Genomic DNA, 12,468 nt, shown 5'->3' on the forward strand with positions numbered 1-12,468 from the left:
TTATTCTGCCGGTTTGCATGTGCAGTGACTGGCGAACCACTTAGCGCTACTGTCACACCCGACATATATATGACACTTCATATTCTCGCCGTTGATGACTTCAATCCAATCTTTAACATAAGGAAGAGCGCCGACCTCTAATTCCGGTACGGCCCAAGTCTTATTCGCACACTCCGTGACCCCTGGCCGACAAAATACTTTGGGAGTCGCTGTCGGGGCCGGATTAGCTCCTCCCGAAACCACACCAACACCTGAGCATGTCTGAGTGCCCGCATCGTATGTGCCCCCTACAGATGCGCAAATCGCCGACAAATTCGTATCAGGGCCGCCAGAGCACCGATTCGTTTTTGGATCCAAAGGTTTTCCAATCACGGCGCAAATCTGAGCGGGGTCGATAGATCCTGCGGGACTAGGAGTGGCGGCAGTACTCGGAGCAAAAGTATTGCAACCGGTGATCGGACCACCTGCACTCGTCAAAGTTAAATTAATCGGAAGGCTACGTACAATTTCGCGGGCACCAATAGCACTCTGTCCTTTATCCAAACTGAAGTTGATATTTGCAAGGTAAGACGTTGTGGAGATCGGTCTGATATTGCCGATGCTTAAAAATAATCTTGTAGCTGGCTGATTCGCGAGAGGTCTGTTGGTACGAGCTAAAGGTGCCGTCGCCGAAGGTGAAGTGATTCGGCTTAGATTAATACTGCCAGTATTTAAAGGAGACGGGAGAGTTGTTGTCGAAAAATTCGCAAGATTGCTTCGGCAAACCGCTGGGTCTTTCAACGCCACATTCACTTCCATGAGCAGATTGTCCAAAGATGCGGTCACTTCAACAGCTTTTGTCGCCTTCAAATTCGTAAAAACTAGCTGGAGAATAATAAATGAAAGAAATGAAACGACTGCCAAGGCAATCATGACTTCGAGCAAGCTAAAGCCTTGTTCTTTCTTATTAAACTTCACTAAAGCGCCCCCTAAGGAACTGATAAACAACAAGTCTATTATACAGTCAGCCTCCGTGTTTTCAATATGTTCCACCTTGTAGTCACAAACGTCTCAAAACAAAACACTCAAGTTTCAATATAGCTCGACCTTTCCACTCTTTAAAAACAACACGTAGCTCGCTACACATCTTCGTCTCAAGAGTAAGTCCTTCTATTTTAGTCTAGTTTTGAATATGATCTACATCAGAGGAGAATTGTCATGGCAGCAAAGAAAACGAAGAAGGCAGTCAAAAAGAAAGCAGTGAAAAAAGCAGCTCCAGTCCGAAAAGTTGTAAAAAAGCCGAAGCTTCTTGCTGGTGGCAATCCTCAAATCGCCAAAGGTGATGGCGATGCTCCTGTTCAAGAATACATTGCAGCGATTCCTGCTAGTTGGAAACAAGATGTCGCGCGTAAGCTAGATGCGATGATCACCAAGGCGGTGCCGAAAGTAAATAAAGCTGTGAAGTGGAATTCACCATTCTACGGAATGGATGGCAAAGGCTGGTTTATCAGCTTTCATTGCTTCACAAAGTACGTGAAAGTTACTTTCTTTAAAGGTGGTTTATTAAAACCACTTCCTCCGGGTGAAGCTAAGCACGCAGCAGTTCGTTATCTTGATATCTACGAAGACTATAAACTCGGTAAAGAACTCGAAAGCTGGATCAAACAAGCTTCAAAAATTCCAGGCTGGATTCCGTAGCATCAGCTCAAGAAACTTTAAAGAGGTCGGTCTTAAATTATTTTACCACCACGCAACTGCAGTTATTTTGAGCCCAGGTAGGTCCTTGACACAAGATAGTTAATTGGCAGCGCGTAACCACGCCATTAATGGTATCAGTCCAATCTCTGCTATACCTACCATCAGGTATTAAACTCCCGATAGCCCAAGTCTTACCCCCGCATGTTGCGTTACTTGGAGCACAATCTATTCTAGGGGTCGGCGTTGGATTTGGATTAGCTCCGCCCCCGCCTCCACCACCACCTGATACGACAGTACCTATCGTGCATTTCTCAGTGCCTGCGTTGTAAGTGCCCCCCAAAGATGAGCAAACTGTCGGCAGCGTCGCCACTGGCTCCCCACTAGGCGTAGGCGTAGGCCCAGGCCCAGGGCCGCCAGAGCACTGACCCGTATTTGCATCTAAAGTCTGACCGAATAAAGCACAAATCTGAGCAAGCGTCGACGGAGATGGAGAGGCTGCACCAGCCGGACCACCGACACTTGGACCGAACGTATTACAGCCTGTGATTGGGCCACCTGCGGACCCTAATGTCAGATTAATTGGAATTCTTCGCACAAGAGTGCGGGCGCCCAAAAACCCCTGCCCTTTATCCAAACTGAAGATGATATTTGCAAGATAAGCGGTCGTAGTGATCGGCTTAATATCGGCAATACTTAAAGACATTGTGGTGCTTGGTTGATTCACAAGAGGACTATTGGTGCGAGCTAAAGGGACCGTCACCGATGGGATCGTGATTTGAGCAAGATTAATACTGGCGCTGTCTAAAGGCGTGGGAAGAGTTGTCGTCGCAAAATTAGAAAGATTGCTTTGGCAAACCGTCGGATCTTTCAAGGCCAGGTTTGCTTCCATGAGAAGATTGTCCAAAGACGCGGCAATCTCAACACCTTTTGTCGCCTTTAAATTAGTAAACACTAGTTGGAGAATTGCAAAAGAGAGAAATGAAACGACTGCCAATGCAATCATCACTTCGAGCAAGCTAAAACCTTGTTCTTTTGTACGATACTTCATTAGTGTCCCCCGACAGCGAACTGCTAAATAAAATATAATTGTACAAACAACTTCTCTATTTTCAATCTGTTCCGACTCATACCTCGCCAAAGTATTGAATCAAAACTAAAAAAACTATTCTCAATAGTATATTTGCTCAATACCGAACAGGGCCGAGCGGCTCTCAAGAACACATTTATTTCGCAAAACATCCGCTGCAAAAATGCAGCAGCAGTTCGAGCTAAACTTTAGTATTTCTCTCTGATTTTTTTAATAACACTTACAGTTTGGAGCCGAAGTCAGGATTCCCGTACGGCGAAAAAAACAGCCACTGATCGTTTTGTCAGTGGCTGTCGATTAGATCTGGCTTGATCGATGGCAAGTTTCATAAACTTTTCATGTAATGATATATCCATTGGGTCAATATACATGAATTGCCGTTTTGATCATTAGAGAAATGATTTAGATACACAGCTTGGTCGTTAACTTAAGCGACATCGAGATAATTCATTCAATCGTCGATCTTGCCGTTCTTTTCAGTGAGCCAGCACAGCTATTGAAACCTCAACAGGTCGAGCTTCCAAGGATTTCAAGGTATCGCATTGAGGAAAATAAAAAGCCACTGATGAAAGTCAGTGGCTTTTTTATAGAAATAATATTGAAAGTCGGAGTTGTCGTTCAAAAAAGAGGATCGATACTAACGAGTCCCTGGGTTGTTCTCTTGGCGAACTGATGTCGGACGCGCAGCTTGGGCGGTCGGCGCCTGGCCTTCAGCGATGGGACGATATTGGTCGCGGATTTTTGTTGTGAAAACTCCACCTGAGTTCACAATTGATTGAGCCCTTACTTTAGCTTGTTCAGGAGTCTGTGCACGTGGATGACTGCCAGTACAAGCGAGCTTCGAGAAAAAGTAGTGTTTACGATATTGCCTTTGGATTGTATCCAACTCATAAGCCACCATACTTGTCACAACAGCCGTGATAGGATTGGTGAACCGAGTTTGCTTTGTATGTGCCAGGGTTTTTTCCTCTAGATTGAGATCACTATTGACGACGAAGTAATCATCTTGAGCATCGTGTGTCCAAGAGTAGGAGTCGTCCGGAAAAGTTCCTCTTTGAATCGAGATTGCAGAGGCCTTTTCAAAATCAAGGCTGCGGCAGATTCGATTTCCTTCAATTTTGGCTTTTTCGCCAGCAGCGTGAGCGCGCAATTTCCCTTCGGCAGCAAAGGCTGTGACAGCAGGAATCATTCCTTCTGCGTGTATATCTATAACAGTAGTGTCTGCACTCATTGCTTGAGAAGCGGCCATTAAAATTAGTGTAAAAAATAATGTTTTCATACTAACTATCGAATGCAACTCTCGGGCCTGGAAACTGTCTCAGGACGATACATTTCTTGATTCTTAATGAAACAATTTCGGACAGATTCTTAGAGAGTGCCGATAAATGTTTTTCACTTGAAGCAATCTTGCCAATTAAAAAAAATGCCACAAATTTTACGTCCACACTATGAGCGTAATCGAAGAACCTGGTTCTTAGTAACACTTACAGCTTGGAGCCGAAGTCAGGATTCCCGCGCAGCGGAAGGTTTTGGCGCCGTTTGAGAACTCAAGATCGTCGATCTTGCCGTTCTTTTCTGTGAGCACCATTTCTTGGCCATTGTCGAAATAAGCACGTTGGCCTTTTTCTTCTTCGTAGACTTCGCCGTCTTTTTGTAAAGAGGCGATGAAGGTATCACTTGGATCTTTGGTTTGCTCTGACGGCAATGGAATTAAAGTGGGCTGCCCTTGGGCATCCAATTTAAAATACAAAAGATGTCTGGAAGACTTTTCAGAATCCGAATAATCAGTCTCGATACGAATGCGACGTTCTTCAGAACCGGCGCGCATATTCCATGTCACCCAGTCTTCAGAACGCATAATAGGATCGCCCAAGTCTGGCTTTACGATCGCCGCCAAACTTTCAAAGCTTGGGTCTACACGATCATTGCCCGCTGAAGCATTAATACCCAGACACGTAGAAAGGTGTTTGATGCTTTGACCGAAAAACTCAGAGGCCTTATTCATATCCACAGTATCATTTTTTTTGCGGTCCGGAGTTGGCGAGGCTTCCATACGAGCTGCAAGGTCTTCATCCAAACGCGTATCTGCGCCAGAGTCCTCGGCGGGTTCAGAGATTTCCTCAGTGTCAGCAAGACTTTCTTTATTAGAACCGGATTTAAACCAAAAAATACCCGCGACAATGGCCACGAAAAGGCCAAGCCCAATCCCTACTTGAAAGTAGTGTTTAAGCGTTAAGCTGTCTTTCTCGGGTACTTGCGGATTCATGCAAAAGCCTTTTTAGTTCTCTTAAGAGTTTTTCAATGTCCTCTTTGGTGTTGTAGATATGTGGACTTATGCGAAGACTGTTACAACGGACACTCACATAGATATCTTTTTCGCGAAGTCTTCCACACAAATCCTTCACACAAAGACCCGCAGGTCCGCGCGCACCAATCATGTGGCCTGTTCGACGATGAGCCGGCACCACTTCAAAGCCCGAAGAGTTCAAACCCTGCACCAATACGTCGTTCAGACCTGTGATGTGAGCAAAGATTTTCTCTGGCGTGATTTCGTTCAAAGTTTTCATGGCCTCGATCGCCATCGGATTCAAAGCAAAATTACTGTGTTGGCCGCTATCAAATCGACGAGCCCCTACTTGATACTCATTCGTGTATTCAGTCAGGCGCGTGAAGTCTTCGCTGGAGCGACGATTCACCCAATTATTCTCGAGTGGTTTTCCATTCAAATGTCTGTCAGCCACGTACATGTAAGACACACCATAAGGACCAAGCTGCCATTTGTAACCAACCGAGAATAAGAAATCAGGATCAAAGCTACGAATGTCGATCGGAGAAACTCCGAAGGACTGACTGATGTCGACAACAAGAGCAGCACCGACAGCCTTCGCTTTTTGGCTGATACGAACAAGATCAAAGTGACTACCGTCAGACCAATCCGTTTGCGGGACAGACACCACTGCGGTTTTTTCATCAATCGCAGAGATAAAAGCTTCCGCCCAATCGTAAGTTGCAGGACGAGGAACAAAAACGATTTCTGCACCAACCTCTGCACACGCACTTTGCCAAGGATAAACGTTGGAAGGAAACTCCCCTTCAGGGATCAGAACTTTTTGGCCAGCTTTCAGTGGCAAATTCACAACTGCGGTTTCAACACCATAGCTGACAGCGGGAATCAAAGCGACGTTATCGGCTTTGCCTTTTAGAAGGTTTGCGACCAAAGATCGCAACTCATCACAGCCTGTGAAAAAATCAGATGGCTGTAAACGCCAAGGCTGTTCTTTAAAAGAAACGGCTTGCACTCCGGCCTCAGAGATTTTTTTCATCTGAGGAGAAATGAAAGCCGAATTTAGGAAACAAACCGTTTCCGGTAGATTGAACAATGATCTGTAGGTCGACATGCGGCCTACACTACTTGATAAGACCGATCTCACGCAATCTTTGCATGAGGAAATCGCCACCAGTAATGTCTGGATATTTAGCGCCTGCGCCGCGGCAAGAAGCCAAGCAGCTCAGCATTGCGTGCGGATGAGGGTGCATAAAGAACGGCATTGAATAACGAGGCTTGTTTTTAGCCTCAGGGCTGTTCACTACTTGATGAGTTGTTGACGGAATTACGTCATTCGTCAAACGCGCAAGCATATCGCCCGCATCCACGATCAAAGTGTCTGGCTCAGAAACGATATCAAGCCAAGTTCCATCGCGATCCTTCAATTGCAAGCCAGAAGCGGTTGCCGCAGGCAAGATCGTGATGAAGTTAATGTCTTCATGAGGAGCCGCACGCAAGCAACGTGGATCCGCGTCTGCAGGAATTGGTGGATAGTGAAGAAGACGAAGGATTGAGTTCCCTTCTTGAGTCATCTCTCTGAAGAAGTCTTTTGAAACTTCCAAAGGGCCTGTCAAAGCCTCAAGCATTGCTTGGCCTGCGCCCTCAAGATCTGCATACAGTTTCGAGAAAACAGTTTTGAACTCTGGAACTTCAGTTGGCCAGATGTTGTCTGGATAATATTTGTCTTTCAAAGGATTACCAGCAGCTACTTCGCGACCGACGTGCCAGAACTCTTTCAAGTCCATCACTTTCGCGTCTTTTGCGTGCTCTTGTCCGAACGGAGTATATCCGCGCTGACCGCCACCGGCTTTAGAGATGTAAGTTCTTTTTGTAGCTTCAGGAAGTTTGTAGAACTCTTCCAAAAGGGAATAGGCTTTATGAAGAAGTTTTGTATCAACACCATGGTCTTTCAAAATGATGAAGCCATAGTCTTTAAGACCTTTGTAAAGGCCATCCACAAACGCAGCTTTTTCACTGGCTGAACCTTTAGTGTAAGCAGCAAGGCTCAGCGTTGGTACTTTACGAAGAGTCGACGCACCTGTGGCTACCGTGTTGTCTTGAAAACTCATAAATCCCTCCCGAATGTCCTCTCATTTTTAGTGAAAAGGCATCATGCGGGCAAGTCTAGAAGCTGCAACTAATTATTCATCAGAAGTATTTTAAAAACTTGGACCTTTTCCGGGGTCGTAAACCGGAAGTGGATGTCTCCGTCAAGAAGCCTAAAAGCGTGATCACTTCTATATGGCGACTCCTCGTTCTCATACCCCCTATAAAGCACAGGGCGAGGGTCCAATTTCAGAGTATCTACGATCATTTCACGGATTTTCTTATCAGGGTGCTGAGCCTGCCACTCGGCCAAAATCGCCTCAGTCTCAGGTAAAAATTCTACGGTGATTTGCTTCTTTTCGGCCTTATCCAGCCACCCTGTTTTTGCCTCGGGCTTGGCTTCGACCTCTGGAATGTAGGGCTTAATATCCAAAATCGGCGTTCCATCCACCAAATCGGCCCCTGCCAAGATCAAAGAATCTCCCTCAATGCGAACCAATTCGACCAGAGACAAACCAATTGGATTTGGGCGATGCGGACTGCGAGTCGCAAAGACCCCCATACTTTCACCGCCTAAACGCGGCGGATGAACTTTCGCATGATAACGAGAGACCTTGTTTTGATGAAACACAAAAACGAGCCACACATGACTGAACTTTTCGAGGCCTTGAAGTGCCTGCTCAGGCTGCAAATCTGAGCGAATCTTGAGGCGCGACCACGCCTGCGGAGATAAGCCCGGCTGTCGCGGCGTACCAAACTTATCCCGGTAACAGGACTCGAGATAACCGATTGGTTTTATGTCATTTATTGGTTCGTAACTCATGGCTCCCTCGTCTTTGCAGTATCTTGTTGGGAATGACAAGCACATTTCTGATGACATGCTTTCAGAGCCTTACTATCTATGCCCACAAAGTAAACAACCTAAGGAGGCATTCATGATGCGCTTTATTCTTTCTGCTGCATTAGTATTCGGCATGAGTTCTTTCGCTGTTGCTGGCGAACTTGATAACGAGTCTGGAGTTACGAACAAAGAACTTCAAGGCACAATGGTTCTTCGCGTAGACACTCGCACTGGCGAAGCTACTTACATTCAAACAGAAGCTGCAATGGGTTCTGAAGCTGACGCAAAAGCGTTCGCTCAAAAAGCAGAATTCTCTCCAGTTCCTGTTTCAAATATGAAATCTGAGTTGGATGCAGACGGTGGAGCTTCTAGCTGGTACTTCTACAACCCATACCCACGCTATGGCTACTACAACCCATACTGCAACTGGTACGGCAACTACTACAACCCGTACTACCAGTACAACAACGGGTACTATAATTATTACTACTACGGCTCTTGCTGGTCGTATTGCCGATAATTCTGCCCTATAAAAAGCTGGTTCAATGAACCAGCTTTTTTTTTGCCTTTTTCCGAATGAAAAGGAGACTGTTATGACAAAACTTTCTTTTGCTTTCGTGATCCTGTTTGCAAGCTTCGCACAGGCACAGGTTTTCAAAAATATTTCCACCACTCAAAGTGGACTTGGCTTCACCAATCATTATGATACGTCGAAAATTTCTCAACCTGTAAAGGTGGCGATCTTCGATAAAGGTTTCGAAGGTTACAAAGCTGAAATCGGTCAGTCTCTTCCTGCGAACACCGTTTATGTTCCAGGTCCTGTAAAAGCTCCAGATGACATGAAGACTGAACACGGTCTTCGCATGGCCCAGATCTTCACAGCGCTTGCGACCAACAACCTTCGCAATTCTCAAGTTGTTCATGAATTCTATCTCTACAACGTTTACGGACATACTAACTTCAAAGCCGCAGTCGACGACGCCATCAAACGCGGCATCGATGTAATCTCTTACTCTGAAGTTTGGGAGTACGGCGGAAATAATGACGGCCGTGGCTTCATCAACGCAGAAGTAACTCGCGCCACTCAAGCTGGAATTATCTGGGTCAATGCTGCCGGGAATTTCGCGCGCACAACTTACAACGGTGATATCAACACCGTCACTGATGACTGGGTAAAACTTCCTGATCAAAACAACGCACTCTCTATTCGCTGCGAGCAAAACAAAGCTGGCAAGTGTTTGATCAAAGCGGTTCTTTCTTGGAATGACTTCAAAGATGATGTAGCCCCTGGCACCGACAAAGATTTGGATCTAGCACTGACTGATGATCTTCTGAACATCGTGCAAACCAGTGCTCTTCACCAAAGTGCAGATGAAAATGAAAGTCGCGGTGGCTATTCGAAGTATCCTCGCGAGATTTTAACTGCTGAATTAAAACCAGGTGTTTATTTCTTACGCGTAAAAAATCGCAGCAAGAATTTTACGGCAAAAGATAAACTGCGCATTACTGTTGATGGCGAGAGCATCACAATGCCGCGTGCAACTCCTGCTGAGTCTTTGCTGAACCCAGGTGACAATCCTTCTGTCATCACGGTTGGTGCTTTAGATTCAGATCGCAGCTCTATGTCTGCAAAATTAGGTAAGCCTGATATTATGGCGCCTTCGTCTATGATTTTACAAACTGGTGCTGAATTCCGCGGAAGCTCTAATGCAACTGCGATTGTTGCCGCTGGTGTTGCGTTATTGAAAGCAAAAAATCCGAATGCGACAAAAGCAGAAATCCTTTCTGCGATTTCAAAACCATTTAGCTGGGATCAAGGCGCACTCAGTTTAAACTATCTGCGCTTCCAACCTGCTAACGGTGCAACTTGCTTTAATTCTCGTGAATGGCCGGAAGCTCCTGATTACATTAAACAGGTTTTGTCCGTCGGCGGTTCATTGGTAGAAACAACTGTCCAATATCGCATCATGGTGCCATTTGATCCGGCAATTTTGGCTGCAAACCAACAACGTCAGTACATGGATGATATGGTGATTGTTATGCCTAACGGAAACTATCACATTGTTCGTCGTCTAAGTCCGATTCCCCAAGGAGCCGTTGAGATCTTCCAACGTCCATTGGAAACCGGTCTATGCAACCTTCCAGCAAAACGTACTGGAAAGATGTTTAGAATGTAGTCTGCTTCTTCGGAAGCAGTACTACAAAACGTGTATTCGGCCCCTCAGGATTTAAAAAGAGTTTCCCCTGATGAGACTCGATAATCCCTCGAGAGATTGAAAGCCCCAAGCCCGTGCCTTTGCCGGGTCCCTTGGTGGTGAAAAAAGGCTGCATGAGTTTTTTTGCAATCTCTTTTGGAATGCCCGGGCCACTGTCGATGACCTGAATACGCGCGAACTCATCCACAGTGTCAATTTTAATCTCGATCCACTTTTGATCACTCGATGCGATGGCATCGAACGCGTTGTTCAAAAGATTCAACAATACCTGACTGACTTGCGAAGCACGGCAATCTATTTCCAGGCCAGCCGTTTCATTCACGATATTTAATTGCACTCCGTGATTTATAAAACGCTTTTTACAGAAAACGAGAGTTTCCTCGATGACATTACTCAAAGCTGTCGGACGGAATGGATCTTCACTTGTTTCACGCGAGAACAGACGCATACCCTTGATGATTTCCGAGATCCGACGGCTCATGTTTTCGATGCTATCCAAAGCTTCATCGAAATCTTCAAGCTTCAGCTCGCCCTTTTTATTAAGATTTCGTAGATGCCAGGCATTTCCGATAATCTCTGTGAGTGGATTATTGATCTCGTGAGCAATGCCTGCCGCCATTTCCCCCAGCGAAGCCATCTTCGCTGACTGAATGGATCGTTCTTGCTGCTCAGAGAGCTGCTGTTGCAAAGCCATTTCAGAAGTAATGTCGCGCATAGACCCCAGAAATCCACCGTGTTTTCCAGAAATATCTAAAAGAGATTTAAATCTGAAGTAGGCCCAGAGAGTTTCACCCGATTTACCAAAGTACCGGACTTTGACTCCTAAAACAGACGTCGCGTCTTTTTGCGCTTGAGTGCACGCGTTTTGGAATGCTGTCACGTCTTCGGGATGCACGTACTTCAATATAGAAGTTCCTACGATAGCCTGAGAAGACCGGTTCTGACTGCTGATACTTACATTTGAAGCATAACGAATGATCATTTGTGCATCGGTTTCCCAGATACGCTCACCTATAGTGTCTAAAGTGTCTGTTAAGCGCTGTTGGTTTCTGCGTAACGCAATGTTGGCAGCTTTAAGCTGCTCGTGCACATCGCGATTCGTTTGCGAGTGCAACAAAGAGTGTTCCAAAGATTCATTCGACGGCCTAACCTTCAAAATCGCACGTCGTGGACCAGAAGTTTCGTTGATAGCTTCGATGACTTCACAACGGCAATTGGTTTTAAATGCGTGAGTGAATATTCCCGAAATCTTGCCATTCAAAAAAGGAACCGCATCTTGAATGTTGTCTGCCTTAAAAATTCTCATTTCCCAAGGATCATCAATTTGAACGACAGCTTCTTTGTTATCAAAATCAATCGACAAGACCGAGAAACTTCCCCAGCCAGCACCACTCACGGCGCGACCCCAGCTTAAGAAGCCTTCTTTAAAGTCGCTTCCTAATGTATTCACCATCGAATGGTAGTCTTCGTAAGTTCCTTTCGAAGCTTCGAAACCGATGATCAATGCATAAAGCTCGGCCCCTATTTCATTTCGAAGAGATCCCAGAATAGAAACTAGCGATGGACGCGTCCAAAACGTAATCGCATCCAGCCCGAAGAAGGTATACCCACGTCCCTCTGCATTCCATTCAAAGGGGACGTTATTGATGATAATAGAGTCTTTTTTCATTTTTTATATACGTCAATAGAAGGTCTCATCAAGAGGATGGCCTGTTTGATTTTCCGAAGACGATTCTTCATATCCTCAGGAATACTTTCCGAAGTATAACAGGTTTCAATCTCTTTCTCGATGGTGCGGATCTTTTGTCCCAACTCCAAAACAATGCGTACGACATCAATCACGGCGTAGGGATCAAAAGGTTTATCAAGAAAATCACTGGCGCCTAAGCGCATAGCTTCGCGCATTTTTTCTTTGTCACCGTAGCCAGTCAAAAATACAAACGGAGTTTGCATGTGCATAGCACGTACTTTTGCTAACAGATCCAGTCCATTTAAGACTGGCATATTGATATCACAAAGAACGGCATCGTACTGTCCGGTCTTTAGCTTTTCTAAGGCCTGTGCGCCCTCGGCCGCTGTATCTATTTTTCCGGCGACACCTTCTAAAATTTTTCCGAGTATATTGAGTATTCCTGGTTCATCATCCACTAGAAGCAGAGTTCCCTTGTCCGCTAGCTGCATCCGCTCTCCCTTTTGCGACTGTGTACAAAAATGGTAGCCGCACCCTCAAGGAACTCTCAATTCGTTTCATTCTATTTAGACCTATGTCGACACT

At 45.5% G+C, this 12,468-nt stretch carries 12 protein-coding genes; 3 read left to right on the forward strand and 9 right to left on the reverse strand.

The window, feature by feature from the left end; translation table 11 throughout:
• Positions 1–957, reverse strand: coding sequence for a type II secretion system protein (locus ACLWBB_RS18460; protein WP_413289039.1), 957 nt, complete (start codon positions 955–957; stop codon positions 1–3).
• A 240-nt stretch (positions 958–1,197) separates the two neighbouring features.
• Between ACLWBB_RS18460 and ACLWBB_RS18465 the strand changes: the two genes are divergently transcribed.
• Positions 1,198–1,677: a DUF1801 domain-containing protein gene (locus ACLWBB_RS18465; RefSeq protein ID WP_413289040.1), complete on the forward strand. Its 480-nt coding sequence runs from the start codon at positions 1,198–1,200 to the stop codon at positions 1,675–1,677.
• Between the two features lie 37 nt (positions 1,678–1,714).
• On the opposite strand, the gene ACLWBB_RS18470 is transcribed toward ACLWBB_RS18465, so the two are convergent.
• The 6 genes from ACLWBB_RS18470 to tsaA all read right to left on the reverse strand — a co-directional run bounded on the left by ACLWBB_RS18470 (position 1,715) and on the right by tsaA (position 7,959).
• Positions 1,715–2,725: a type II secretion system protein gene (locus ACLWBB_RS18470; RefSeq protein ID WP_413289041.1), complete on the reverse strand. Its 1,011-nt coding sequence runs from the start codon at positions 2,723–2,725 to the stop codon at positions 1,715–1,717.
• Between the two features lie 676 nt (positions 2,726–3,401).
• Positions 3,402–4,043 (reverse strand): hypothetical protein, encoded by a 642-nt coding sequence (locus tag ACLWBB_RS18475; RefSeq protein WP_413289042.1) that lies wholly within the window; start codon positions 4,041–4,043, stop codon positions 3,402–3,404.
• Positions 4,044–4,238: 195 nt separating this feature from the next.
• Entirely contained in the window at positions 4,239–5,030 is a 792-nt protein-coding gene (locus ACLWBB_RS18480) for a hypothetical protein (protein WP_413289043.1), read from the reverse strand.
• A complete protein-coding gene (locus tag ACLWBB_RS18485) occupies positions 4,990–6,087 on the reverse strand; it encodes an aminotransferase class V-fold PLP-dependent enzyme (protein WP_413289044.1) in 1,098 nt (365 codons plus the stop codon). The genes ACLWBB_RS18480 and ACLWBB_RS18485 overlap by 41 nt, the downstream gene beginning before the upstream one ends.
• 85 nt (positions 6,088–6,172) lie before the next feature.
• A complete protein-coding gene (locus ACLWBB_RS18490; RefSeq protein WP_413289045.1) occupies positions 6,173–7,159 on the reverse strand; it encodes an isopenicillin N synthase family dioxygenase in 987 nt (328 codons plus the stop codon).
• A 68-nt stretch (positions 7,160–7,227) separates the two neighbouring features.
• Positions 7,228–7,959, reverse strand: a complete 732-nt coding sequence (gene tsaA / locus ACLWBB_RS18495; protein WP_413289046.1) for a tRNA (N6-threonylcarbamoyladenosine(37)-N6)-methyltransferase TrmO — start codon at positions 7,957–7,959, stop codon at positions 7,228–7,230.
• A 112-nt stretch (positions 7,960–8,071) separates the two neighbouring features.
• Here tsaA and ACLWBB_RS18500 point away from each other — a divergent pair, with 112 nt between their 5' ends.
• Together ACLWBB_RS18500 and ACLWBB_RS18505 are read left to right on the forward strand one after the other, a co-directional pair.
• Positions 8,072–8,497, forward strand: a complete 426-nt coding sequence (locus tag ACLWBB_RS18500; protein WP_413289047.1) for a hypothetical protein — start codon at positions 8,072–8,074, stop codon at positions 8,495–8,497.
• A gap of 73 nt (positions 8,498–8,570) precedes the next feature.
• Positions 8,571–10,154 carry a S8 family serine peptidase gene (locus ACLWBB_RS18505; RefSeq protein ID WP_413289048.1) on the forward strand — a complete coding sequence of 528 codons (1,584 nt, stop codon included), beginning with the start codon at positions 8,571–8,573 and terminating at the stop codon, positions 10,152–10,154.
• Here ACLWBB_RS18505 and ACLWBB_RS18510 read toward each other — a convergent pair.
• Both ACLWBB_RS18510 and ACLWBB_RS18515 read right to left on the reverse strand, forming a co-directional pair.
• Positions 10,144–11,862 (reverse strand): ATP-binding protein, encoded by a 1,719-nt coding sequence (locus ACLWBB_RS18510; RefSeq protein WP_413289049.1) that lies wholly within the window; start codon positions 11,860–11,862, stop codon positions 10,144–10,146. The two genes, ACLWBB_RS18505 and ACLWBB_RS18510, sit on opposite strands and share 11 nt — an antisense overlap.
• The gene (locus tag ACLWBB_RS18515; RefSeq protein WP_413289050.1) at positions 11,859–12,374 is read right to left on the reverse strand and encodes a response regulator; all 516 of its coding nucleotides are present in this window, start codon (positions 12,372–12,374) and stop codon (positions 11,859–11,861) included. Before ACLWBB_RS18515 ends, ACLWBB_RS18510 begins: the two co-directional genes overlap by 4 nt.
• Between the last annotated feature and the right edge of the window lie 94 nt (positions 12,375–12,468).

Source organism: Bdellovibrio sp. HCB337, from assembly GCF_047302465.1.
Classification (GTDB): domain Bacteria; phylum Bdellovibrionota; class Bdellovibrionia; order Bdellovibrionales; family Bdellovibrionaceae; genus JACMRP01.